The sequence below is a fragment of the Sphingopyxis sp. SCN 67-31 genome, assembly GCF_001725095.1.
In genome coordinates this window covers 41,033-63,587 of sequence record NZ_MEFH01000056.1, presented here as the reverse complement: position 1 = coordinate 63,587, position 22,555 = coordinate 41,033, and the positions used below count along the sequence as shown (strand labels likewise).

Below are 22,555 nucleotides of genomic sequence, written 5' to 3'. Positions count from 1 at the left end.
AGGCGGGAGGGGGGAGATAGAAAATGGCCATTTCCGGCATCATCACCGTCATGGAACGCGCCGCGCGCAAGGCGGGCACGAAGCTGCGCCGCGACTTCGGCGAGGTCGAGCATCTTCAGGTCTCGCAGAAGGGGCCCGCCGATTTCGTGTCGAAGGCCGATCAGGCGGCCGAGCGCACCCTCTATGACGAATTGAGCCATGCGCGCCCCGGCTGGGGTTTCCTGATGGAAGAGGCGGGGGAGATCGAGGGAGAAGCGGGCAAGCCGCGCTTCATCATCGACCCGCTCGACGGCACGTCGAATTTCCTGCACGCCATTCCGCAGTTCGCCATCTCGATCGCGGTGCAGGAACCGAAGCTCGGCGGCGGCTGGGGCGACGTCACCGCGGCGCTCGTCTATCAGCCGGTGACCGACGAAAGCTATTGGGCCGAGCGCGGCCGCGGTGCGTGGCTGCACGACCGCCGCCTCCGCGTCTCGTCGCGCCGTAGCCTGCACGAATGCCTGATCGCGACCGGCATCCCCTATATGGGCCATGGCGACATGGCGCAGTGGGGCCGCGTCTTCGGCGTCGTCGCGCCCGAGGTTGCCGGCATCCGCCGCTTCGGTGCGGCGTCCCTCGACCTCGCGTGGGTCGCGGCGGGCCGCTTCGACGGTTTCTGGGAAAGCGACCTCGCGATCTGGGACGTCGCGGCGGGAATGCTGCTGGTGCGTGAGGCGGGCGGATTCGTCAGTGACTTCCGCGGCGGCGACCGCACGATCGAGCGCCGCGAATTCGTCGCCGGCAGCGCGGCGGTGCATTCGAAGCTGCAAAAGCTCGTCGCCGGCGCCTTGCGCGGCGCCTGAGAAGAAAGCACGGGGCAGACGACCGGCTTTCAACCTTGAGTCACTCTGGACTTGTTTGGCGTATATATCGTTCAGGCAAGTAAGAGCTTGTTCCCCGGCGAAAGCCGGGGCCCGGATGGCATGGCGCGGCTCCGCATGGACCCCGGCCTTCGCCGGGGAACAATCACCTGTCGGCGCCCGGCGCTCAGTCTTCGAAGATGAATTCGCGGAACGTGTCCATCAGCGAGGACCAGGTGTTGAAGGTCTCGCCGATATTCTCGCGCGGGATGCCGTTGAAATCGACGTCGACATCCATTTCGAGCACCGGATCGCCCTCGTCGTCGCGATAGGCGCGGGCGAAGCGCTTTTCCTTGTTCCACTGGTTGAACTTTTCGAGCGGCACCTGCTTGGCGTCGCTGAATCCCATGTAATATTGCAGCGTCTTGCAGTTCCGGCCTTCGGTGCAGTTCATGAACAGGACCAGGAATTTCAGCCCGTTGCGGTTGCTTTCGATATAGGGGTCGTCGCCCGGCTTGCTGACCAGCGTCGCGGGCCAGCCCTGCGACTCGACGATCGCCTTGATCGTCGCCGGATTCGACGCGTTCACCAGTTCGGCGTGGGCCGGAACGGCCGCCAGCGTGGCGATCGTCGCCATGGCGAGGGCGCCCCGCAGAAGAAATCGTCCCATATATGCTCCCATCTCGCAATCGGACCCGATCCGGGCCGTCGGCCGGCCCCCATCATCGGCCTATCACAGCCCTGGCGCGCCTTGCCAGCGCCGTTTATGCTCTGGATCACAGCATGCTGGGAATTTCATGCCCGCAGCGCTTGCGAGGCGCGACGCGCTGGCCTAAAGCGCCCCGCTAACGGGTGGCGAACAACCCAGAAACGAACACAGGACTGCGTGCTTCATGGTCGACCTGACGCAATATCTGCCGATTCTGATTTTCCTGGCCGTCGCGGTCGGGCTGTCGGCTGCCTTCGTCTTCCTGCCGATGGGAATCGCCCGGCTCACCGGCGCCCATCAGCCCGATCCGGCGAAGCTCAGCGAGTATGAATGCGGCTTTCCGGCATTCGAGGATGCGCGCAGCCAGTTCGACGTGCGTTTCTATCTCGTCGCGATTCTCTTCATCATCTTCGATCTCGAAGCCGCCTTCCTCTTTCCGTGGGCGGTCAGCCTCAAGGAGATCGGCTGGGCCGGCTGGGCGACGATGATGATATTCCTGGCCGAACTCGCGATCGGCCTTGTCTATGCGTGGAAGAAAGGGGCTCTGGACTGGGAATGAGCAACACCTCCATCCTGACCCCCGGCCAGATGCCGGTCGCGCCGGGCACCGCCCCGGACCAGGGCTTTTTCGACGACCTCAACGCCGAAGTCGGCGACAAGGGTTTTCTTGTCACCACGACCGAGGATCTGTTCGGCTGGGCGCGCACCGGCTCGCTGTGGTGGATGACATTCGGGCTCGCCTGCTGCGCGGTCGAGATGATCCACGTCAACATGCCGCGCTATGACATGGAGCGCTTCGGCGCCGCGCCGCGCGCCAGCCCGCGCCAGTCGGACGTGATGATCGTCGCCGGGACGCTGTGCAACAAGATGGCGCCTGCGCTGCGCCGGGTCTACGACCAGATGTCGAACCCCAAATATGTCATCTCTATGGGAAGCTGCGCCAACGGCGGCGGCTATTATCATTACAGCTATTCGGTGGTGCGCGGCTGCGACCGCATCGTGCCGGTGGACATCTACGTCCCCGGCTGCCCGCCGACCGCCGAGGCGCTGCTCTATGGCGTGATGCAGTTGCAGCGGAAGATCCGCCGCGTCGGGACGATCGAACGCTGATGTCCAGCCCCGCTCCCCTGATCGCGCCGCGCGAAGGCCTCGCCGAGGCGCTGAAGAAGCTGCTCGGCAAGGATCTGCTCGCGCATGTCCAGGCCGTCGGCGAGGACAGCATCACCGTTCGCCGCGACGCGGTCGACGGCGTGATGGTGACGCTGCGCGACGCGCTCGAATATCAGCAGCTCATGGAGATTGCCGGGGTCGACTATCCCGACCGCCCGGAGCGCTTCGAGGTCGTCTATCACCTGCTCAGCGTCACCCGGAACCATCGCCTGCGCGTCCGCGTCACCACCGACGAGGTGACGCCGGTGCCGACCGTGGTGCCCGTCTGGCCGGTGGCCGGCTGGCTCGAGCGCGAGGTGTTCGACATGTACGGGGTGCTGTTCAGCGGCAACCCCGACCTGCGCCGCATCCTGACCGACTATGGCTTTCAGGGCCATCCGCAGCGCAAGGATTTCCCGCTCACCGGCTATATCGAACTGCGCTATTCGGAAGAGGACAAGCGCGTCGTCTATGAACCGGTGCGGCTGGCGCAGGATTTCCGCAACTTCGACTTCATGTCGCCGTGGGAAGGCGCCGACTATATCCTGCCGGGCGACGAAAAGGCGGGCGGCACGGGCGAGGCACCGGGCAAGGGCGCGCCCACCCCGATGACTGCCGACCAGGTCAAGAAGGCCGACGAGGCCAAGGCCGCGCCGCCGCCGACTCCCAAGACCACCGACAAGCCGACGCAGACGGGCGCGGGGAGCAAGGCGAACGACGCCGCCGCGAAGACAAGCGAAGACGGCGCCAAGGCCAAGCCCGCGTCGAAGGCGAAGACGCCCGCGACCGCGAAGGCCGAGAAGGCCCCCGCGAAGGCGAAGGCTCCGGCCAAGCCGCGCGCGCCGCGCAAGCCCAAAGGAGGTGACGCATGACCGATTCTCCCACGGTCCGGCATCACGGCAGCGACATGTTCGAAGGCTATCCGGTCGACACCGCGGACACGGCGGGCGACCAGGCGGTGACGAACTACACGATCAACTTCGGCCCGCAGCACCCTGCGGCGCACGGCGTGCTGCGGCTGGTGATGGAGCTCGACGGCGAGATCATCGAGCGCGTCGATCCGCATGTCGGCCTGCTCCACCGCGGCACCGAAAAGCTGATCGAATACAAGACCTATCTTCAGGCGCTGCCCTATTTCGACCGGCTCGACTATTGCTCGCCGCTGGGGATGGAGCACAGCTACGTCCTCGCGATCGAGAAGCTCCTTGATCTGGAGGTGCCGGCGCGCGCGCAATATCTGCGGACGCTGTTCGCCGAACTGACGCGCATCTGCAACCACATGCTCAACATCGGGTCGCACGTGATGGACGTCGGCGCGATGACCCCGAACCTGTGGGTGTTCGAACTGCGCGAGGATTGCCTGAACTTCTTCGAACGCGCGTCGGGCGCGCGCATGCACTCGGCGTGGTTCCGCCCCGGCGGCGTGCATCAGGATGCGCCCGAAAAGCTGCTCGTCGACATCGGCGAATGGTGCGAGACGCGCCTGCCGAAGCTGTTTGGCGATGCGATGAGCCTCGTCATCGACAACCGCATCTTCAAGCAGCGCAACGTCGATATCGCGACGGTGAGCAAGGAAGACGCGCTGGCATGGGGTTTCTCGGGCCCGATGATCCGCGGCAGCGGCATTCCGTGGGATATCCGCAAGAGCCAGCCCTATGACGCCTATGCGCAGATGGAATTCGACATTCCGGTCGGCACGCGCGGCGACTGCTACGACCGTTTCATGGTCCGCGTGCAGGAAGTCTATCAGTCGGCGCGCATCATCAAGCAGTGCCTGCGCGACATGCCGAGCGGCCCGGTCGCCAGCCTCGACCGCAAGGTCGTGCCGCCGAAGCGCGCCGAGATGAAGAGCTCGATGGAATCGCTGATCCATCACTTCAAGCTCTACACCGAGGGCTTCCACGTCCCCGCGGGCGAGGTTTACGTGGCGACCGAAAGCCCGAAGGGCGAATTCGGCGTCTATCTGGTCAGCGACGGCAGCAACAAGCCGTACCGCTGCAAGATCCGCCCGACGGCGTTCAGCCACCTTCAGGCGATGGACATGATGACCAAGGGCCACATGCTCGCCGACACGACTGCAATCATCGGCGCCATCGACGTCGTTTTCGGAGAGTGTGACCGCTAATGGCTGACGCACCCAACATCCCCGACGAAGCCGAAGTCCGCGCGCGCTGGGGCGATTTCGCGTGGACGCCCGAAAATGCCGAACAGGCGAAGGTCATCATCGCGCGCTACCCCGCGGGACGGCAGCGCTCGGCGGTGATGCCGCTGCTCGACCTCGCGCAGCGGCAGGTGGGGGCAGCGACAAACACGCAGGGCTGGCTGCCGATACCGGTGATCGAATATGTCGCCGCGCAGCTCGATATGCCCTATATCCGCGCCTACGAGGTCGCGACCTTCTATACCATGTACAATCTCGCGCCGGTCGGCCGCTATCATGTGCAGGTCTGCGGGACGACGCCGTGCATGCTGCGCGGGTCGGACGATGTCATGGCGGCGTGCAAGAACCGCGGCATGGTCAAGGGAAAGACCACCCCCGACGGCCTGTTCACGCTGACCGAGGTCGAGTGCATGGGCAATTGCACCAACGCGCCGATGGTCCAGATCAACGACGATAATTATGAAGACCTCGACTACGACAGCATGACCCGCATCCTCGACGATCTGGCGGCGGGCAATCAGCCGAAGACCGGGACGCAGAACCCGAAGCGCCACACCAGCGATCCCGAGGGCGGCCCGACGACGCTGACCGAAATGGTGTCGGCGAACCACGATTACCGGAAGGAGTGGTGAGGATGAGAGCCGACACCCTTTTCCTTCGTCATGCCGGACTTGATCCGGCATCCATTCTTCCTTCGTCCATTGGCGTGAGCGCCGAATGGACCCCGGATCAAGTCCGGGGTGACGATGCGGCAGGAGGGGACGCATGAGCCTCGCCGACAAGGATCGCATCTTTACCAACCTCTACGGGTTCCAGCCGTGGAACCTGAAGGCCGCGCAGGCGCGCGGGGATTGGGACAAGACCAAGGATCTGCTGAAGCGCGGCCAGGACGCGATCATCGAGGAGGTCAAGGCGTCGGGCCTGCGCGGACGCGGCGGCGCGGGCTTCCCCACGGGGCTCAAATGGTCGTTCATGCCCAAGGAGCCGCGCGAGGATCGTCCGAGCTTCCTCGTCATCAACGCCGACGAATCCGAGCCGGGGTCGTGCAAGGACCGCGAGATCATCCGCCACGATCCGCACAAGCTGATCGAGGGCGCGCTGATCGCCGGCTATGCGATGCGCGCGCGCGCGGCCTATATCTACATTCGCGGCGAGTTCATCCGCGAGGCCGAAACGCTCTTCGCCGCGGTGCAGGAGGCGTATGACGCCGGCCTGCTCGGCAAGAATGCCGCGAAATCGGGCTACGACTTCGACGTCTTCGTCCACCGCGGCGCCGGCGCCTATATCTGCGGCGAAGAAACCGCGATGATCGAAAGCCTCGAAGGCAAGAAGGGGCAGCCGCGCCTGAAACCGCCGTTCCCGGCGGGCGCGGGCCTCTATGGCTGTCCGACGACGGTCAACAATGTCGAGAGCATCGCGGTCGTGCCGACGATCCTGCGCCGCGGCGCGGCGTGGTTCGCGAGCTTCGGGCGCGAAAACAACAAGGGCACCAAGCTTTTCCAGATCAGCGGCCATGTCGAGCGGCCGTGCGTGGTCGAGGAAGAGATGGGCATCACCTTCCGCGAACTGATCGAAAAACATTGCGGCGGCATCCGCGGCGGCTGGGACAATCTGCTCGCGGTGATCCCCGGCGGATCGTCGGTGCCGCTGGTCCCGGCGGCCGAGATCATGGACGCGCCGATGGATTTCGACGGGCTGAAGGCGCTCGGGTCGGGCCTCGGCACCGCCGCCGCGATCGTGATGGACAAGTCGACCGACGTCGTCCAGGCGATCAGCCGCATCAGCTATTTCTACAAGCACGAAAGCTGCGGCCAGTGCACCCCGTGCCGCGAGGGCACCGGCTGGATGTGGCGCGTGATGGAACGCCTGCGCACCGGCGACGCGACGATCGATGAGATCGACACGCTGTTCGACGTGACCAAGCAGGTCGAAGGCCACACCATCTGCGCGCTGGGCGACGCGGCGGCGTGGCCGATCCAGGGCCTGATCCGCCATTTCCGCCCCGAACTGGAGCGCCGTATCCGCGAAAATGGCGGCATGATGGAGGCCGCGGAATAATGCCTAAAGTAACCGTAGACGGCATCGAACTCGATGTTCCACAGGGCGCGACGGTCCTGCAGGCGTGCGAGATGGCGGGGAAGGAAATCCCGCGCTTCTGCTATCATGAGCGGCTGTCGATCGCCGGCAATTGCCGCATGTGCCTGGTCGAGGTGTCGCCGGGGCCGCCGAAGCCGCAGGCATCGTGCGCGCTGCCCGCATCCGACGGGCAGATCATCCGCACCGACAGCCCGATGGTCAAGAAGGCGCGCGAAGGGGTGATGGAGTTCCTGCTCATCAACCATCCGCTCGACTGCCCGATCTGCGACCAGGGCGGCGAATGCGACCTGCAGGATCAGGCGGTCGCCTACGGCCGCGGCGGATCGCGCTTTCACGAGAACAAGCGCGCGGTGACCGAGAAATATATGGGGCCGATCGTCAAGACGATCATGACCCGCTGCATCCAGTGCACGCGCTGCGTCCGTTTCGCGGAAGAGGTCGCGGGGGTCGAGGATATCGGCGCCCTCTATCGCGGCGAGAATATGCAGATCACCTCCTATCTGGAGCGTGCGGTCGCGAGCGAGCTTTCGGGCAACGTCGTCGATCTCTGCCCGGTCGGCGCGCTGACCAGCAAGCCCTATGCGTTCGAGGCGCGGCCGTGGGAGCTGACCAAGACGCTCGGCATCGACATGAGCGATGCTGTCGGCACCAACGTCCGCATCGACAGCCGCGGGCGACAGGTGCTGCGCGTGCTGCCGCGCGTCAACGACGACGTGAACGAGGAATGGGCGAGCGACAAGACGCGCCACCATGTCGACGGCCTGATCCGTCGCCGCCTGGACCGTCCCTATGTCCGCAAGGACGGCCAGCTCGTCGAGGCGAGCTGGGCCGAGGCGTTCGAGGCGATCAGGGCCGCGAATGCCGGTGCTTCGGTCGCGGCAATCGCGGGCGACATGGCCGACTGCGAGACGATGTTCGCGGCGAAGGCGCTGGTGACCGCGCTCGGCGGCCATCTGTTCGAGGGGCGCCAGACCGGGCTTGCCTATGACGTCACCAGCCTGTCGGCGGTCAATTTCAACACGACGATCGCCGAGGCGGAGAATGCCGACGTGATCCTGCTCGTCGGCACCAACCTGCGCTGGGAAGCGCCGCTCATCAATACGCGCGTCCGCAAGGCGGTGTACAAGAAGGGCGCGAAGGTGTTCGGCATCGGGCCCGAGATCGACCTGACCTACAAGGTCGAATGGCTTGGCAACGACGCCTCGCTCGTCGCGAAGCTGCCCAAGGCGGCGCTCGATGCGCTGAAGGGCGCCGAGCGGCCGATGCTCATATTCGGCGGCGGCGCGCTGTCGGTGCCCGGCGTCCACGGCGCCGGCCTCGCACTCGCCAGGAGCGTGAACGCGGTCAGGGACGGCTGGAACGGCTTCAACGTCGTCCATTTCTCCGCCGCGCGCATGGGCGCGCTGATGCTCGGCTATTCGCAGCCGGGCGGCATCAACGACGTGATCGCGGCCAAGCCGAAGCTGGCCTTCTTCCTTGGCGCCGACGACGTCGATTTCGCGGCGTTCGATGGAACGCTGAAGGTCTATGTCGGCCATCACGGCGACAAGGGCGCGCACGCCGCCGACGTCATCCTGCCCGCCGCGGCGTGGACCGAGAAGGATTTCACCACGGTCAACACCGAGGGCCGCGTCCAGCGCAGCGACAAGGCGGTGTTCGCGCCCGGCGACGCGCGCGAGGACTGGAGCATCTTCCGCGCCCTCGCCGACGCGCTGGGCGTTTCGGTCGGCTTCGACAGCTTTGACGAGTGCCGCGCGGCGATGATTGCGGCGGTGCCGGAACTGGGTATCGAAGGGCTGGTCGATTACGGCTGGCCAGAAGACTTTAATGACTTACCCAAGCTGCCCGCCAAGCCCGAGGCGCGCGAAATTCCGTCGCCGATCAAGGATTTCTACCTGACCAACGCCATCTGCCGCGCCTCGCCGACGATGCAGCGCTGCTCGGACGAACTGCTCCACGGCGTCGATTTTGCGGAGGCGGCAGAATGACCGAGTTTTTCCAGAATCTCGGCCTGTCCTACGAATGGGCGTGGGGGCTTGCCACCATCTGCGGCATCCTGCTGATCGCGCTGCCGCTGATGCTCGCGGTGGCGATGATCATCTATGCCGACCGCAAGATCTGGGCGGCGATGGCGCTGCGGCGCGGGCCGAACGTCGTCGGACCTTTCGGCCTGCTCCAGAGCTTCGCCGACGGACTCAAGGTGTTCCTCCAGGAAACGATCATCCCGTCGGGCGCCAACCGCGGCCTGTTCCTGATCGCGCCGATCATCACCTTCACGGTGGCGCTGATGGCGTGGGCGGTGATCCCGTTCAATTCGGGCGCGGTGCTCGCCGACATCAATATCGGGCTGCTCTACATCCTCGCCATCTCGTCGCTCGGCGTCTATGGCGTCATCCTGTCGGGCTGGTCGTCGAACTCCAAATACCCCTTCTTTTCCGCGCTTCGCGCGTCGGCGCAGATGATTTCCTATGAAGTGTCGATCGGTTTCATCCTGATCGGCGTCGTGCTGTTCGCCGACAGCTTCAACCTCAATGAGATCGTCAAGGCGCAGCAGGGGCACGGGCTTGGGCTGGTCAACGCCTTCGGCTTCAACCTGCTGCTCTTCCCGCTCGCGGTGCTGTTCTTCATCTCGTCGCTGGCCGAGACCGCGCGCACGCCGTTCGACCTGACCGAGGCCGAAAGCGAGCTCGTCGCGGGCTATCAGACCGAATATTCGTCGATGAGCTTCGCGCTGTTCTGGCTCGGAGAATATGCGAATGTGCTGCTGATGTGCGCGCTCAACGCGATCCTGTTCTGGGGTGGCTGGCTGCCGCCGATCGACTGGGCGCCGCTCTATGCCGTGCCCGGCTGGATCTGGCTGTTCGCGAAGATCTTCTTCTTCTTCTTCGTCTTTTCCTGGGTGAAGGCGACCGTCCCGCGTTACCGCTACGACCAGCTCATGCGGCTGGGCTGGAAGGTCTTCCTGCCGATCTCGCTCTTCTGGGTGTTCCTGGTGTCCGGCTATCTGATGCTGACGAGGTATTCATGAGTAACATCGCCCATCTCGTCAGAACCTTCACCCTGTGGGAGTTCGTGCAGGCGCACTGGCTGACGCTCAAATATTTCTTCAAGCCGAAGGCGACGATCAACTATCCCTTCGAGAAGAATCCGCTGTCGCCCCGGTTCCGCGGCGAGCATGCGTTGCGCCGCTATCCGAACGGCGAAGAGCGCTGCATCGCGTGCAAGCTGTGCGAAGCGGTCTGCCCGGCGCAGGCGATCACGATCGAGGCAGAACCGCGCGACGACGGGTCGCGCCGCACGACGCGCTACGACATCGATATGACCAAGTGCATCTATTGCGGTTTCTGCCAGGAAGCCTGCCCGGTCGATGCGATCGTCGAGGGGCCGAACTTCGAATTCGCGACCGAAACGCGCGAGGAACTGCTCTATGACAAGGCCAAGCTGCTCGCCAACGGCGACAAATGGGAGCGCGCGATCGCGGCCAATCTTGCCGCCGACGCGCCCTATCGGTAAGGGCGCGCGGACATGATTCAGCTCATCGCCTTCTATCTCTTCGCAACCGTCACCATCGCCGCGGCCGCGATGGTGATCCTCGCGCGCAACCCGGTCCACAGCGTCATGTGGCTGATCCTCGCCTTCTTCAACGCGGCAGGACTGATGCTGCTCGCGGGGGCCGAGTTCATCGCGATGCTGCTCGTCATCGTCTATGTCGGCGCGGTCGCGGTGCTGTTCCTGTTCGTCGTGATGATGCTCGACATCGATTTCGCCGAACTGCGCGCCGGTTTCGTGCGCTATCTGCCGCTGGGCGCGCTCGTCGCGATCATCCTCGCCGCCGAACTGGTCTTTGCCGTCGGGGCATGGAGCGCGGGCGGGATCGACCTCGCCAATCGCGCCGCGCCGATCGCAAGCGATACAAGCAATATCCAGCAGATCGGCGAACTGCTCTACACGCGCTACATCTTCCTGTTCGAGGCGGCGGGCCTGATCCTGCTCGTCGCGATGGTCGGCGCGATCGCGCTGACGCATCGCCGGCGCGGCGGCACGCGCAACCAGAACATCGCCGCGCAGAACCGCCGCCGCCCGTGGGAAGCGACGCGGCTGGTCGATCCGGGCGTCGGGCAGGGGATGGAACTGTGATTTCGGTCGGCCATTATCTTGCCGTTTCGGCGGTGCTGTTCACGCTCGGCGTGCTCGGCATCTTCATCAACCGCAAGAACATCATCGTCATCCTGATGGCGATCGAACTGATCCTGCTCGCGGTGAACATCAATCTCGTCGCGTTCAGCGCCGCGCTCGGCGATCTGGTCGGGCAGGTCTTCGCGATGTTCGTGCTGACCGTCGCCGCGGGCGAAGCCGCGATCGGGCTCGCGATCATCGTCATCTATTTCCGCGGCCGCGGCACCATTGCCGTCGACGATGCCAACCGGATGAAGGGGTAAGCCGGTGATCCAGGCTATCGTTTTCCTGCCGCTGCTCGCGGCTCTCGTCGCAGGGCTGGGCCAGCGCGTGATCGGCAATGTGCCGTCGAAAATCATCACGACGGGCGCGCTGTTCGCGAGCTGCGTGCTCAGCTGGCCGATCTTCCTCTCCTTCGTCGCGGGAACGGGCGAGGCGAGCGTGACGCCGGTGCTGCACTGGGTCCAGTCGGGCGCGCTCCAGTTCAACTGGGAATTGCGCGTCGACACGCTGACCGCGGTGATGCTGGTGGTGGTGACGACGGTGTCGGCGCTCGTCCATCTTTACAGCTGGGGCTATATGGCCGAGGACCCGGACCAGCCGCGCTTCTTCGCCTATCTGTCGCTGTTCACCTTCGCGATGCTGATGCTGGTGACCGCGAACAACCTCGTCCAGATGTTCTTCGGCTGGGAGGGCGTCGGTCTCGCCTCCTATCTGCTGATCGGCTTCTGGTACAAGAAGCCGAGCGCCAACGCCGCGGCGATCAAGGCGTTCGTCGTCAACCGCGTCGGCGACCTCGGTTTCATGCTCGGCATCTTCGGCACCTTCCTGGTGTTCGGCACCGTGTCGATCCCCGCGATCCTCGACGCCGCGCCGGGCATGGCGGGCACGACGATCGGTTTCCTCGGCATGCGGCTCGACACGATGACCGTGCTCTGCCTGCTGCTGTTCATCGGCGCGATGGGCAAGTCGGCGCAGCTCGGGCTGCACACTTGGCTTCCCGACGCGATGGAGGGCCCGACCCCGGTGTCGGCGCTGATCCACGCCGCGACGATGGTAACGGCGGGCGTGTTCATGGTGTGCCGCCTGTCGCCGATGTTCGAGGCGGCGCCGGTCGCGCTCGGCGTCGTGACCTTCGTCGGCGCCGCGACCTGCCTGTTCGCCGCGACGGTCGGCACGACGCAATGGGACATCAAGCGCGTCATCGCCTATTCGACCTGTTCGCAGCTCGGCTACATGTTCTTCGCGGCGGGCGTCGGTGCCTATGGCGCGGCGATGTTCCACCTGTTCACGCACGCCTTCTTCAAGGCGCTGCTGTTCCTGGGCGCGGGCAGCGTCATCCACGCGATGCACCATGAACAGGACATGCGCTATTACGGCGCGCTCCGTAAGCATATCCCGCTCACCTATTGGGCGATGATGGCGGGGACGCTGGCGATCACCGGCGTCGGGATCGCGGGCGTCGCGGGCTTCGCCGGCTTCTATTCGAAGGACGGCATCCTCGAGGCGGCCTTCGCGTCGGGCGGCGGTGGCGTCATCGCCTTCTGGGTCGGCATCTTCGCCGCGTTGCTCACCAGCTTCTATTCGTGGCGGCTCGTCTTCCTGACCTTTCACGGCAAGCCGCGCTGGGAGCAGAGCGAGCATATCCAGCACGCGGTGCACGACGATCATGGCTACGGCCACGACGATCACGCGCATCATCATGAAGCGCACGGCGACGGCACCGCGGGCTATCATCCGCACGAAAGCCCGCTGTCGATGCTGATCCCGCTGGTGGTGCTGTCGCTCGGCGCGGTGTTCGCCGGCATCCTCTTCCACCACCAGTTCATCTATCCGGAGGAAGGCGCGGCCTTCTGGAAGGGCAGCCTGTTCTTCGACGAGCATCTGATGCACGCCGCGCACGAGGTGCCGCTGTGGGTCAAGTGGATGCCGTTCACGGTCATGGCGATCGGCCTGTTCCTCGCGTGGAACAGCTATATCCGCGACACCAGCCTGCCGGAGAAGTTCGTCGCGCAGTTCAAGCTGCTGCACCGCTTCCTGTACAACAAATGGTATTTCGACGAGCTTTACGACATCCTGTTCGTGAAGCCCGCCTTCGCGATCGGCCGCTTCTTCTGGAAGCGGGGAGATGAGGGCACCATCGACCGCTTCGGTCCCGATGGCGCCGCGGCGCTCGTCGAGGGGGGCACGCGGCTCGCGGTCCGGCTGCAATCGGGTTATGTTTATGGATATGCGTTCGTGATGCTGCTCGGTCTTGTCGGCCTCGCCAGCTGGGCCATGGTGAATTTCCTGTGAGCGGGCTTCCCATCCTGTCGCTGATGCTGGCGATCCCCATGGTCGCCGCCATCCTCTGCCTGTTCCTGGAGGCGCGGCCTGCACGCCAGGTCGCGCTCGCGGCGACGCTGCTCGACTTCGCGCTCGCGGTGCTGATGTGGACGCAGTTCGACATCGGCGGCGCGCAGTGGCAGTTCGTCGAACGCGCCGACCTGTTCGGCCGCTTCCAGTGGGCGCTCGGCGTCGATGGCGTCGCGATGATGCTGGTCGTGCTCAGCGCTTTCCTGATGCCGCTGTGCATCCTCGCGAGCTGGGAATCGGTCAAGGAGCGCGTCGGGCTCTACATGGCGATGTTCCTGATCATGGAAGTGATCATGATCGGCGTCTTCGTGGCGCAGGACCTGCTGCTCTTCTACATCTTCTTCGAAGGCGTGCTGATCCCGATGTATCTGATCATCGGCATCTGGGGCGGAGCGAACCGCCGTTACGCGGCTTACAAATTCTTCCTCTACACGCTGCTCGGGTCGGTGCTGATGCTGCTCGCGATGATCGCGATGATCCGCGAGGCGGGGACGACCGAAATCCCGGTGCTGCTCAACTACGACTTCCCGCCGGAGATGCAGACCTGGCTGTGGCTCGCCTTCTTCGCCAGCATGGCGGTCAAGATGCCGATGTGGCCGGTTCACACCTGGTTGCCCGACGCGCACGTCCAGGCACCGACGGCGGGGTCGATGATCCTGGCGGGCGTGCTGCTGAAGATGGGCAGCTATGGCTTCCTGCGCTTCATGATGCCGATGTTCCCCGACGCCTCGGCACAGTTCATGTGGCTGATCTTCGGGCTGTCGATGGTCGCGGTGATCTACACCAGCCTCGTCGCGCTGGTGCAGAGCGACATGAAGAAGCTGATCGCCTATTCGTCGGTCGCGCACATGGCGATCGTCACCGCTGGCCTCTACGCCTTCAACCAGCAGGGGATCGAGGGCGCGCTGATCGTCATGCTCAGCCACGGCGTCGTGTCGGCCGCGCTCTTCTTCTGCGTCGGTGTCATCTATGACCGGCTGCACACGCGCGAGATCGACCGCTACGGCGGGCTTGCGGTGAACATGCCGGCCTATGCGCTGTTCTTCCTGCTGTTCACCATGGCGTCGATCGGCCTGCCGGGGACCAGCGGCTTCGTCGGCGAATTCCTGAGCCTTGCCGGCCTCTATGAGGCGTCGAGCTGGGCCGCGCTGGCGTGCACCACGGGCATCATCCTCGGCGCCGCCTATATGCTTTACCTCTACCGCCGCGTCGTGTTCGGCGAACTGACCAAGGACGATGTGAAGGCGATGCCCGACCTCAATCCGCGCGAATGGGCGATCTTCGTGCCGCTGGCCGCGGTGACGCTATGGATGGGCGTCTATCCCGAAAGCTTCCTCGCGCCGATGCGTGGTGACGTGACGACGGTGGTCGCGCGGCTGGCCCCGACCAAGCCCGCGGGCGACGCGCAGCTTGCCGCCGCCAAGCCGAAAGCCGCCGCAACGGGCGACGCACACCATGCGGGAGGCGTGCAATGACCGCCGATCTCGCTCTCATCTGGCCCGAGCTGATCCTGACGATCGGCGGGCTGGTCACGCTGCTGCTCGGTACGTTCGGCGGCGACCGCCGGGTCGGGCTCTACCAGCTTGCGTCGCTGCTGACGCTGGCTGCCGGCGCGGCTGCTGTGGTGGCGCTGTTCGGGACCCAGGCCTCGGTCTTTTCGGGAACCCTCGCGGTCGACGATTTCGGCGGTTTCGCCAAGCTGATCATCTATGCCGCGAGCTTCGTCTGCATCGCGATCGCGCCGCGCTATTTCGGCGAAGGCATGCGCGCCGAATATTCGGCGCTGATCGTCTTCGCGACGCTCGGCATGGGGATCATGGCCGCGTCGCGCGACCTGATGACGCTCTATATCGGGCTCGAACTCAACAGCCTCGGCTCCTATGTGCTCGCCAGCTTCATGCGCGGCGACGACCGGTCGAGCGAGGCGGGGCTCAAATATTTCGTCCTCGGCGCGCTGGCGTCGGGCTTCCTGCTGTTCGGCATCTCGCTGCTTTACGGCTTCTCGGGCACGACCGATTTCGCCGGCATCGCGCGCGCGATGGGCGACGGGATCAACATCGGGCTGCTGTTCGGTATCGTCTTCGTGATCGCGGGCCTCGCGTTCAAGATCAGCGCCGTGCCGTTCCACATGTGGACGCCCGACGTCTACGAAGGCGCGCCGACCCCGGTGACGACGCTGTTCGCCAGCGCACCCAAGGTGGCGGCGATGGCGCTGCTCGTGCGCGTCGTGATCGACGCGATGGGATCGGCCGGCCCGGCGCTCGCCGCGTGGCAGCAGATCATCATCTTCCTGTCGCTCGCTTCGATCATCCTCGGCGCGGTCGGCGCGATCGGGCAGAAGAATATCAAGCGCCTGCTTGCCTATTCGTCGATCAACAACGTCGGCTTCATGCTGATCGGCCTCGCCGCCGGGACGCAGCAGGGGGTCGAGGCGGTGCTGACCTATCTGCTCGTCTATGTCGTCACCACGATCGGGGCGTTCCTGTTCGTGATGCAGCTTCGCGACGCCGATGGGCGCATGGTGGAAAGCATTCCCGCCTACGCCGGCCTGTCGAAGCGCCAGCCGGGGCTCGCCGCGGCGATGGCGGTGTTCCTGTTCAGCCTCGCTGCGATCCCGCCGCTGTTCGGATTCTGGCCGAAGTATCTGGTGTTCGAGGCCGCGGTGAACGCCGGGCTCGTCCCGCTGGCGGTGGCCGGGGTGGTCGTGTCGGTGATCGGCGCCTTCTATTATATTGCGATCGTCAAGACGATGTTCTTCGACGACGAGGCCGATGCGGTGATCCGCAACGACGGATCGCGGATCGAGGGCGCGGTGATCGGCGTCAGCGCGCTGTGGCTGTCGGTGATCGGCTATCTGTTCATCCCGATGCTGGCGGTGGCCGCGGCGGGCGCCGCATCGGTGCTGTTCTGATCCCGCCGATCGAGCGGATCGCGCAGACAGGTTCGACCAATGCCGACCTGCTGGCGCGGCTGGCAGGCGGCGAGCATGTCGGCGAAGGCCATTGGCTGGTCGCCGATCGCCAGACCGCCGGACACGGGCGGCTCGGCCGGCCATGGGGCGACGGGCTCGGCAATTTCATGGGCTCGACCGTGGTGCGGCTGACCGCCGCCGATCCGCCGGCCTCGACGTTGGCGCTGGTCGCAGCGGTCGCGCTGGCGCGGGCCCTCGCGGCCTTTGCGCCGCAGATTCCGATCCAGGTCAAATGGCCGAACGACCTGCTCGTCGACGGCGCGAAATGTTCGGGAATCCTGCTCGAAAGGGCGGGCGATACCGTGGTGATCGGCATCGGCGTCAATCTGGCCGTCGCGCCCGATCTGCCGGATCGCCCGACCTTTTCCTTTGCAAGCCGCGGCGTCGCCATCGACCGCGACCGGTTTGCCGACGCGCTGGCGGTGGCGCTGATGGACGCGTTGTGGACGTGGCGACAGGAAGGCGTCCCCAGCATCGTGCGCGCCTGGCTGCCGCTCGGCCATCCGGTCGGAACGCCGCTCCATGTGTCGGAACAGGGCATCGACGGGACGTTCGACGGCCTCGCGCCCGACGGGGCGCTGCGCTTGCGCGGCGCGGACGGGACGGTCATGCTGATCCATGCGGGCGATGTCGAGCTTCGCCGCCCGGTCAGGGAAGGGGAGTAAGCGATGCTGCTCGCAATCGACGTCGGCAACACCAACGCCAAGTTCGCGCTGTACGACGGCGCGGCGGGGCAGCCGCTCGCGCGCTGGCGGATCGCGACCGACGACCGCCGCACCGCCGACGAATATATGGTCTGGCTCGACCAGTTGCTGCGCATCGAGGGGCGCGACCGGCGCGCCATCGACGCGGTCATCATCTCGACCGTCGTGCCGCGCGCGTTGCATAATCTGCGCCTGCTCGCGCAGAAATATTTCGGGGTCGAAGCGCTGATCGCCGGGCGCGATCCGGTGAGCTGGGGCATCGCGCTCAGAGTCGACGAGCCGCAATCGGTCGGGGCCGACCGCGCCTGCAATGCCATCGCGGCGCAGGCCATCGCACCGCGGCGGGACAAGCTGGTCGTCAGCTTCGGTACCGCGACCACCTTCGATCATATCGGGCCGGAGGGCGCCTATATGGGCGGAATCATCGCGCCCGGCGTCAACCTGTCGCTGGAGGCGCTGGTCGCCGCGGCGGCCAAGCTGCCGCGCATCGCGATCGAGGCGCCGGCCAGCGCCAGCGTCATCGGCCGCACGACCGAAAGCCAGATGCTGATCGGCGTCTATTGGGGCTATGTCGCGATGATCGAAGGCCTGATCGCGCGCATGAAGGCGGAGGTCGGCGCGCCGATGACCGTCATCGCGACCGGCGGACTCGCGCCGCTGTTCGAACAGCACGCGCATCTGTTCGACCATATCGAGCCCGACCTGACGCTGAACGGCCTGATGCACCTCTATCACCAGCGAGGACAGGACGCATGACGACCCCCGGCAAGGAACTGCTCTTCGTCGCGCTCGGCGGATCGGGCGAGATCGGCATGAACGCCAACCTTTATGGCTGCGACGGCAAGTGGATCATGCTCGACCTCGGCGTGACCTTCGGGTCGCACGATTATCCGGGTATCGACATCGTCATGCCCGATCTCGAATTCATCGAAGATCGCAAGGCCGACCTGCTCGGCATCGTGCTGACGCACGGGCACGAGGATCATATCGGCGCGCTTCCCTATCTCGCCGCCGACCTCGGCGTGCCGCTCTATGCCAATCGCTTCACCGCCGGACTGATCGCGCACAAGCTGGCCGAGGAGGGGCTGGAGAAGGAGGTCGAGATCCGCACCGTCGATCTCGACGCGCAATTCCGACTCGGCCCCTTCGGCATCCGCCTGATGCCCCTCGCGCATTCGATCCTCGAGATGAGCGCGGCGGTGATCGACACGCCCTACGGCCGCATCTTTCACACCGGCGACTGGAAGCTCGACGACGATCCGGTGCTCGGCACGCCGTCGAGCGCCGCCGCGCTGACCGCGGTCGGCGACGAGGGCGTCGACGTGCTCGTCTGCGATTCGACCAACGTCTTCAATGCGCAGGCGTCGGGAAGCGAAGGCGCGTTGCACGACGGCCTGCTCGAAGCGGTGGGTTCGGCGCGCGGCCGCGTCGTCGTCACGACCTTCGCGTCCAACGCCGCGCGACTCAAGACGCTGGGCGATGTCGCGCGGGCGACGGGGCGCAGCCTGTGCGTCGCGGGGCGCTCGCTCGACCGCATCCTCGGCGTCGCCCGGGCGGTCGGCTATCTCAAGGATTTCCCGCCCACCGTCGATTTCGACGAGGCGATGCGGCTGCCGCGCGACAAGCTGATGGTGGTCGCGACCGGCGGGCAGGGCGAGCCGCGCGCGGCGCTTGCGCGCATGGCGGGCGACGGTCATCAGATCAAGCTCGAAGCGGGCGACACGGTCGTCTTCTCCTCGAAGCAGATTCCGGGCAACGAGATCGCCATCGGGCGGATCATGAACCAGCTCGCGGCAAAGGACGTGCTGACCGTCACCGAGAAACAGGCGCATATCCATGTCAGCGGCCACCCCGGCCAGCCCGAACTCGCGGCGCTTTATGGCTGGCTGCGGCCGAAGCTGATCGTGCCGGTGCACGGCGAAATCCGCCATATGCACGAACAGGCGCGTTTCGCGCGCGAACGCGGCGTCCCCGATGCGCTGGTGCAGGAAAATGGCGACCTCGTGCGGCTCGCGCCGGGGCCGGCGCGGATCGTCGAGCGCGTGCGCGCGGGGCGGCTGATCCTCGACGGCGACGTGATCCTGCCCGCCGATGGCGAGACGATCAACGAACGGCGCAAGCTGGCGATCAACGGCCAGATTTCGGTCGCGGTCGTGTTCAACGGCGGGCGCTTCGCCGACAACCGCATCCATTATCGCGGCGTGCCGGTCGAGGATGAGCGCGACGCCTTCCTCGACGAAATGAACGACGCGGCCGAGCAGGCCGCGACCGGTCCGGCGCGAAGCCCGGATGCGCTCAGGGAAGCGATCCGCCTCGCCGTGCGCCGCGTAGCGACCGACTGGACCGGAAAGAAGCCGATCGTCGACGTGCTGGTCGTCGATCTGTGATGGGGAAGACGACGCGATGAAGTGGACCTCGGCCGTCGCCATTTATTTTCTGCTGTGGATCTTCAGCGCTTTCTTCGTGCTGCCGTTTCACGGGCGGCGGGCCGGTGACGACGCCGTGCCGCTGGTCAGGGGGCAGGAACCGGGTGCGCCGGCGCATTTCCGGCCGCTGCGCGTGCTGGCCCAGATGACGATGCTGAGCGCCGCCATCTTCCTCGCCTTCTACATCGCGTACAAGCAGGGCTGGGTCGATCCCGACGTGATCGCGGGCCGCGCCTGACGCGCCGCCCGCGAGGCGCTCCAGCGATCGGCAGACCGCTTTTCAATAAATAAAGTGAATATGCCGTGTCCCCGCGAAGGCGGGGACCCAGAGCGGCAAAACGCCAAACTTGGCTTTAGAGCGGCGTGCCATAAGCCTGCAACGCCCCTTATCCGTTCGTGTCGAGCGAAGTCGAGACACTCATCGGCCTTGCGCCACACAGATGGGTGTCTCGACTTCGCTCGACACGAACGGGACGACGGGTCAGATTTAAGGCTCGATGCTATAGCCGCTCTGGGCTCCCGCCTACGCGGGAGCACACGCTCTCTTCGAGCCGCGCCATTACCCAAACGACGCGAGTTCAGCCCCGTAGCCGGTCGATCGCCTGCGCGAGCGCGACATAGAGCTTGCCGATGTCGGACGAGAGCAAGGTGACGCTGATCGCCGACCCGTCGCGCGCGCCGAGCAGCAGGCGGAGCATCGCCTCGAAATCGTGGATGAACTGGTTCACCGCGGCGTGGAACCCGTCGTCATTCTGGTAAAGGCGCAGGATTTCCTTCGCTTCGCTATTCTCGACCAGCTTGACCGCGCGCCGGGCGAAGACGCCGCGGTCGCCCTTCAGATAGGCGTCCCAGGCCGTGTCGCTGACCTCGGTCGACAGGATCTTGGTGACGTCGATCGCGGTCGATTTCAGCGCCTCGGTCAGCACGCCGACCTGTTTGGCGAGCGAATCGCGGTCGGAGGCGGCAATCGCCTGTTCGGCCTCGACGGCGCGCTGCTCGACGCTGGCGCTGGTGTCCATGATCGTGATGAGCTGCCGCATCAGCCGGTCGGCGGCGCCGTTCGCCGCCGATACCGCGCGGGCCGAAGCCTCCTCGATCGCGGAGAGCTGTTGCATCACCTCGGTCTTGAATGCGGCATCGATTGCGCCCGTCGCGGTGGCAGTCATCGTTTCGCGGGCGCCGGCGACGAGCGCGTCGAGCGTCCGGCGCGCATCGGCGGCCGCGGCTTCGGCGGTGGTCCGCACCTCGTCGAGCGTTGCGGTCATCCGGGCGCCGCCCTGTTCGGCGAACGCGTCCGCGCCGGCGCGCAGCCGCGCGAGCGCATCGTCGGCTTCCGCCAGCACGGCGTTGATCCGTCCGGCGAGCGCTTCCTGGCTTTCGGCCTGGCTCGCCATCCGCTCCTCGGTGGTCGCGAGCGCCGACTGGACGGCGTTGACGTGCGACAGCGTCGACTGCGCCACCATTTCGGAGGCTTCGAGCATCGGGCGCATCTGCGCCAGCGTTGCCTGCGTCGTCTTGCCGTGCGCCCCTAGGCGGTCGAGGGCGTGCGGCAGCGTCTCGTCGAGTTCGCGCGTGACGGCGTCGAGCGCGAGCAGCAGCGATTCGGCATGCGCGATAAGCTGGTGCGCCGATCCGTTGCCGCTTTCGACCGTGGCCATGAAGGTCGCAAGCTGCCCCTTGGTGTCGTCGATCGCGCGGCCGATCACGCCCGTGCTGGCCGAGACGCTGATATCGAGCACCTCGAGCTGCTGGCCGATCTCGGTCACATGCGCCTTGACCCGCGCGGCCAGCGCCTCGCTGGCCTCGCCATGTGCGGCGAGCTGCGCGCCCATCGCATCGCCGGCGTCGCGGGCTGCCGAAAGGCGCTCGTCCATCTGCTGTCCGGCGGCGGCGAGCCTGTCGCGGAACCCGTCCCACGTCTCGGCCATCCGCGCGCCCATCGCGCCGACCGCCGTCTCGAGCGCCGTCTGCGCCGCCGCGCTTCCGTCGGTCATCCGGGCCAGGGCAGCGTCCTGCGCTTCGGTGACCTGCACCGACGCCAACAGCAGCTTCGCCTCGGTCTCTTTCGTTTGTGCCTGCAAGGCGCCGATCGTTTCGTGAAGGCTGGCGGCGGCCGCTTCACCGACCTGCGCCGCATGGGCGCTTTCCTCGCTCAGCGCGGCAAGCCGCGCTTCGAGGTTGGCGCCCTGCTGATGCGCGACGAGGCCGGCTTCGCGGAAATTCACCGCGAGCCGCTGCGCCACATCGTCGATTCGCGGCAGGCCCGCGAGCAGTCCGTCCATGCGCTGCATCGCGACATCGCCTGAACGGGCAAGCTGGTCGTGCGCATTGGCGATCACCGAGGCGTTGCTCGCCAGCCGGTCGCTGCTTTCGTGCAGCCGCGCGACGGTATCGAGTCCGAGCTGCTGCACGGTGCGCGCCTGATCCGAAAGCTGTTGCTGCGCGTCGGCAAGATGCCGGGCCAGCGCCTGCATCGAATCGTTGAGCGCCCGGTTTTCCTCGCGCAGCTCGGCCGCGACATGCGCGAAGCGCGCCTGTTCGGAGCGTCCCGAGCGAAGCCAGGCCATCCACAAGATGCCGAGCAGCGCCAGCGGCATCGCGATGGTGGCGATCAGCGCGGACCATTCGGTAAAAGCCGGCGCGCGCGCGAAACCATCGGTCGCGGCGGCCGCGGCGAAGATCGTCCAGCCGAGGCCTGTCGCCCACAGCAGCGCGGGGACGAAGCGGTCGCGCCGGCGCGCGCCGGATTCATGATCGGAGGTTTCGTCCATCGTCTCGCTGTCGATCAGCGCCGACCGGTCGAGCCAGTCACGCTCGGCCGACGCTTCGTCCTGCGGCGTCGCCGCATCGGGCGCGGCGGCGGCGTCCGGCGCGGCCGGCGCTTCGGCGCCGCCTGCCGGATTTTCCGTGGAATCCCGCCACAACCCTACGATCTTCTTTTCCCCTGCCATCCCTCCATCTTAGCAGC

Annotated in this window: 21 protein-coding genes; 19 read left to right on the top strand and 2 right to left on the bottom strand. The window is 66.0% G+C overall.

All coding sequences use genetic code 11. From position 1 onward, the window contains the following. Positions 1-23: 23 nt before the first annotated feature. Positions 24-842 (top strand): inositol monophosphatase family protein, encoded by an 819-nt coding sequence (locus ABS88_RS09730; RefSeq protein ID WP_067112203.1) that lies wholly within the window; start codon positions 24-26, stop codon positions 840-842. Between the two features lie 184 nt (positions 843-1,026). Here ABS88_RS09730 and ABS88_RS09725 read toward each other — a convergent pair whose 3' ends face one another. After that, the gene (locus ABS88_RS09725; protein ID WP_067183547.1) at positions 1,027-1,509 is read right to left on the bottom strand and encodes a YbjN domain-containing protein; all 483 of its coding nucleotides are present in this window, start codon (positions 1,507-1,509) and stop codon (positions 1,027-1,029) included. Between the two features lie 223 nt (positions 1,510-1,732). Here ABS88_RS09725 and ABS88_RS09720 point away from each other — a divergent pair, with 223 nt between their 5' ends. The 18 genes from ABS88_RS09720 (at position 1,733) to ABS88_RS09635 (ending at position 19,825) form a co-directional block, all read left to right on the top strand. Next, positions 1,733-2,107, top strand: a complete 375-nt coding sequence (locus ABS88_RS09720) for an NADH-quinone oxidoreductase subunit A (RefSeq protein ID WP_067112197.1) — start codon at positions 1,733-1,735, stop codon at positions 2,105-2,107. Beyond that, a complete protein-coding gene (locus tag ABS88_RS09715) occupies positions 2,104-2,658 on the top strand; it encodes a NuoB/complex I 20 kDa subunit family protein (protein ID WP_104959671.1) in 555 nt (184 codons plus the stop codon). The genes ABS88_RS09720 and ABS88_RS09715 overlap by 4 nt, the downstream gene beginning before the upstream one ends. Continuing rightward, positions 2,658-3,569, top strand: a complete 912-nt coding sequence (locus ABS88_RS09710) for an NADH-quinone oxidoreductase subunit C (protein ID WP_076075294.1) — start codon at positions 2,658-2,660, stop codon at positions 3,567-3,569. The genes ABS88_RS09715 and ABS88_RS09710 overlap by 1 nt, the downstream gene beginning before the upstream one ends. Positions 3,570-3,604: 35 nt before the next feature. After that, positions 3,605-4,822, top strand: a complete 1,218-nt coding sequence (locus ABS88_RS09705) for an NADH-quinone oxidoreductase subunit D (RefSeq protein WP_199775103.1) — start codon at positions 3,605-3,607, stop codon at positions 4,820-4,822. Continuing rightward, complete coding sequence (locus tag ABS88_RS09700; protein ID WP_076075299.1) at positions 4,822-5,490, top strand: complex I 24 kDa subunit family protein; 669 nt, start codon at positions 4,822-4,824, stop codon at positions 5,488-5,490. The genes ABS88_RS09705 and ABS88_RS09700 overlap by 1 nt, the downstream gene beginning before the upstream one ends. Before the next feature lie 133 nt (positions 5,491-5,623). Further along, entirely contained in the window at positions 5,624-6,916 is a 1,293-nt protein-coding gene (nuoF, locus tag ABS88_RS09695; protein ID WP_104959669.1) for an NADH-quinone oxidoreductase subunit NuoF, read from the top strand. Beyond that, the gene (nuoG, locus tag ABS88_RS09690; protein ID WP_076075303.1) at positions 6,916-8,943 is read left to right on the top strand and encodes an NADH-quinone oxidoreductase subunit NuoG; all 2,028 of its coding nucleotides are present in this window, start codon (positions 6,916-6,918) and stop codon (positions 8,941-8,943) included. The genes nuoF and nuoG overlap by 1 nt, the downstream gene beginning before the upstream one ends. Next, positions 8,940-9,983 carry an NADH-quinone oxidoreductase subunit NuoH gene (gene nuoH / locus ABS88_RS09685; protein ID WP_076075304.1) on the top strand — a complete coding sequence of 348 codons (1,044 nt, stop codon included), beginning with the start codon at positions 8,940-8,942 and terminating at the stop codon, positions 9,981-9,983. Before nuoG ends, nuoH begins: the two co-directional genes overlap by 4 nt. Further along, a complete protein-coding gene (gene nuoI, locus ABS88_RS09680; RefSeq protein WP_067183557.1) occupies positions 9,980-10,468 on the top strand; it encodes an NADH-quinone oxidoreductase subunit NuoI in 489 nt (162 codons plus the stop codon). The genes nuoH and nuoI overlap by 4 nt, the downstream gene beginning before the upstream one ends. A 12-nt stretch (positions 10,469-10,480) precedes the next feature. Next, positions 10,481-11,092 (top strand): NADH-quinone oxidoreductase subunit J, encoded by a 612-nt coding sequence (locus ABS88_RS09675; protein ID WP_067112172.1) that lies wholly within the window; start codon positions 10,481-10,483, stop codon positions 11,090-11,092. Further along, positions 11,089-11,394: an NADH-quinone oxidoreductase subunit NuoK gene (gene nuoK / locus ABS88_RS09670; RefSeq protein WP_067106636.1), complete on the top strand. Its 306-nt coding sequence runs from the start codon at positions 11,089-11,091 to the stop codon at positions 11,392-11,394. Before ABS88_RS09675 ends, nuoK begins: the two co-directional genes overlap by 4 nt. Before the next feature lie 4 nt (positions 11,395-11,398). Next, a complete protein-coding gene (nuoL, locus tag ABS88_RS09665) occupies positions 11,399-13,426 on the top strand; it encodes an NADH-quinone oxidoreductase subunit L (protein ID WP_076075306.1) in 2,028 nt (675 codons plus the stop codon). Continuing rightward, complete coding sequence (locus ABS88_RS09660) at positions 13,423-14,961, top strand: NADH-quinone oxidoreductase subunit M (protein ID WP_076075307.1); 1,539 nt, start codon at positions 13,423-13,425, stop codon at positions 14,959-14,961. Before nuoL ends, ABS88_RS09660 begins: the two co-directional genes overlap by 4 nt. Beyond that, entirely contained in the window at positions 14,958-16,397 is a 1,440-nt protein-coding gene (gene nuoN / locus ABS88_RS09655; RefSeq protein WP_104959668.1) for an NADH-quinone oxidoreductase subunit NuoN, read from the top strand. Before ABS88_RS09660 ends, nuoN begins: the two co-directional genes overlap by 4 nt. After that, positions 16,319-17,122: a biotin--[acetyl-CoA-carboxylase] ligase gene (locus ABS88_RS09650; protein WP_083675083.1), complete on the top strand. Its 804-nt coding sequence runs from the start codon at positions 16,319-16,321 to the stop codon at positions 17,120-17,122. The genes nuoN and ABS88_RS09650 overlap by 79 nt, the downstream gene beginning before the upstream one ends. 3 nt (positions 17,123-17,125) lie before the next feature. Next, the gene (locus tag ABS88_RS09645; RefSeq protein ID WP_076075310.1) at positions 17,126-17,917 is read left to right on the top strand and encodes a type III pantothenate kinase; all 792 of its coding nucleotides are present in this window, start codon (positions 17,126-17,128) and stop codon (positions 17,915-17,917) included. Beyond that, positions 17,914-19,548 carry a ribonuclease J gene (locus ABS88_RS09640; RefSeq protein WP_076075312.1) on the top strand — a complete coding sequence of 545 codons (1,635 nt, stop codon included), beginning with the start codon at positions 17,914-17,916 and terminating at the stop codon, positions 19,546-19,548. The genes ABS88_RS09645 and ABS88_RS09640 overlap by 4 nt, the downstream gene beginning before the upstream one ends. 16 nt (positions 19,549-19,564) lie before the next feature. Beyond that, complete coding sequence (locus tag ABS88_RS09635) at positions 19,565-19,825, top strand: DUF1467 family protein (RefSeq protein WP_076075313.1); 261 nt, start codon at positions 19,565-19,567, stop codon at positions 19,823-19,825. A 340-nt stretch (positions 19,826-20,165) separates the two neighbouring features. Here ABS88_RS09635 and ABS88_RS09630 read toward each other — a convergent pair whose 3' ends face one another. Beyond that, the gene (locus ABS88_RS09630; protein ID WP_076075315.1) at positions 20,166-22,538 is read right to left on the bottom strand and encodes a hypothetical protein; all 2,373 of its coding nucleotides are present in this window, start codon (positions 22,536-22,538) and stop codon (positions 20,166-20,168) included. Between the last annotated feature and the right edge of the window lie 17 nt (positions 22,539-22,555).

Coding starts and splice junctions, on each gene's coding strand:
- ABS88_RS09730 (WP_067112203.1), top strand. CDS start 24: ATGGCCATTTCCGGCATCATCACCGTCATGGAACGCGCCGCGCGCAAG.
- ABS88_RS09725 (WP_067183547.1), bottom strand. CDS start 1,509: ATGGGACGATTTCTTCTGCGGGGCGCCCTCGCCATGGCGACGATCGCC.
- ABS88_RS09720 (WP_067112197.1), top strand. CDS start 1,733: ATGGTCGACCTGACGCAATATCTGCCGATTCTGATTTTCCTGGCCGTC.
- ABS88_RS09715 (WP_104959671.1), top strand. CDS start 2,104: ATGAGCAACACCTCCATCCTGACCCCCGGCCAGATGCCGGTCGCGCCG.
- ABS88_RS09710 (WP_076075294.1), top strand. CDS start 2,658: ATGTCCAGCCCCGCTCCCCTGATCGCGCCGCGCGAAGGCCTCGCCGAG.
- ABS88_RS09705 (WP_199775103.1), top strand. CDS start 3,605: ATGTTCGAAGGCTATCCGGTCGACACCGCGGACACGGCGGGCGACCAG.
- ABS88_RS09700 (WP_076075299.1), top strand. CDS start 4,822: ATGGCTGACGCACCCAACATCCCCGACGAAGCCGAAGTCCGCGCGCGC.
- nuoF (WP_104959669.1), top strand. CDS start 5,624: ATGAGCCTCGCCGACAAGGATCGCATCTTTACCAACCTCTACGGGTTC.
- nuoG (WP_076075303.1), top strand. CDS start 6,916: ATGCCTAAAGTAACCGTAGACGGCATCGAACTCGATGTTCCACAGGGC.
- nuoH (WP_076075304.1), top strand. CDS start 8,940: ATGACCGAGTTTTTCCAGAATCTCGGCCTGTCCTACGAATGGGCGTGG.
- nuoI (WP_067183557.1), top strand. CDS start 9,980: ATGAGTAACATCGCCCATCTCGTCAGAACCTTCACCCTGTGGGAGTTC.
- ABS88_RS09675 (WP_067112172.1), top strand. CDS start 10,481: ATGATTCAGCTCATCGCCTTCTATCTCTTCGCAACCGTCACCATCGCC.
- nuoN (WP_104959668.1), top strand. CDS start 14,958: ATGACCGCCGATCTCGCTCTCATCTGGCCCGAGCTGATCCTGACGATC.
- ABS88_RS09645 (WP_076075310.1), top strand. CDS start 17,126: ATGCTGCTCGCAATCGACGTCGGCAACACCAACGCCAAGTTCGCGCTG.
- ABS88_RS09640 (WP_076075312.1), top strand. CDS start 17,914: ATGACGACCCCCGGCAAGGAACTGCTCTTCGTCGCGCTCGGCGGATCG.
- ABS88_RS09635 (WP_076075313.1), top strand. CDS start 19,565: ATGAAGTGGACCTCGGCCGTCGCCATTTATTTTCTGCTGTGGATCTTC.
- ABS88_RS09630 (WP_076075315.1), bottom strand. CDS start 22,538: ATGGCAGGGGAAAAGAAGATCGTAGGGTTGTGGCGGGATTCCACGGAA.